1 pseudogene is annotated in these 1,122 nt (G+C 68.4%); it reads right to left on the bottom strand.

The annotated features are described in order from the left end of the window. Nucleotides 1-23: 23 nt before the first annotated feature. Nucleotides 24-1,048: pseudogene (locus AB0H84_RS53395) on the bottom strand (IS5 family transposase). Nucleotides 1,049-1,122 lie beyond the last annotated feature (74 nt).

The following is a 1,122-nucleotide window of genomic DNA, read 5'->3' as shown; positions in this document are numbered from 1 at the left end:
CTAGGAGCTGTTTAGAGTTCGGATCATGTGGTTGAGGTGAGGAGTCTTAACCACATGATCGAGCCCCGGAGGTAGAGCCCGGCCTCGTAGCTTTCCGGGGCCTTGTCGTAGCGGGTCGCCAGGCCACGCCAGGCCTTGATCTTCTGGAAGCAGCGTTCGATGGTGTTGCGCTGCCGGTAGCGCTGCGGATTGAAGGCGGCAGGCCGCCCACCGGCCGAGCCCTTCTTCTTCCGGTTGGCCTGCTGGTCACTCTTCTCCGGGATGACCGCGCCGATCCGGCGGCGACGCAGATAGGCGCGGTTAGCCTTGGAGGAATAGGCCTTGTCCGCGGCCACCGCAGCCGGGCGGGTCCGTGGCCGGCCCACCAGTCCGGCCACGCGGATCTTGTCCAGGACGGTGGTGAATTGCGGGCAGTCGGCGGCTTGGCCGGGCGTGAGCACGAAGACCAGCGGCAGCCCGGCGGCATCGACCGCGGCATGGACCTTGCTGCTCAGCCCGCCTCGGGATCGGCCGAGCGCGGCAGCCTTCGCCCGCGCCTTGCGGCGTCGCCGGGCGGCGGCGCGCTCGTGCGGCGGCGACGCGCCGGACTCGGGTATGGCCTCGGGTGTGGCCTCGGGCGCATCACCCGCAGCACCGGCGGCTGCTCCGGCAGCGGAGCCCCCTTTTCCTCGGTCAGCGCCTGCTCCAGCGCATCCAAGGTCTCCCCGGCGACCGCCAGCCCGGCCGATTCCTGATGCGCCCGCACGATCGTGGAGTCCACGCTGACCAGTTCAAGCCCGACCTGTCCACGCGATGCGGCCTCGGCGATCAGTGCGTCCATCAGTCCTTGGAACACCCCGGCTTTGGCCCAGCCGTTGAACCGGGAGTAGACAGTGGACCACGACCCATAGCGTTCCGGCACGTCACGCCAGCCGGATCCGGTGCGAAACCGCCACAAGATCCCATTGAACTGATCACGCACCCGCCGTGGCAGCGGCCCGGTAGCCGCCACCGGCAGATGCGGCTCGATCAAAGCCCACTCGGCATCGGTCACATCGAAGCGTGCCACATCCGAGTTCTACCAGCCACGGCCAGCCCACCACCGACCCTCACCAAGATCCGAACCCCAAACAGCTCCTAGGG

The organism is Nonomuraea sp. NPDC050786 (assembly GCF_040654115.1).
Lineage (GTDB): Bacteria > Actinomycetota > Actinomycetes > Streptosporangiales > Streptosporangiaceae > Nonomuraea.
Note: the sequence above shows the minus strand (reverse complement) of the source record. Positions and strands in the feature narration are given on the sequence as shown.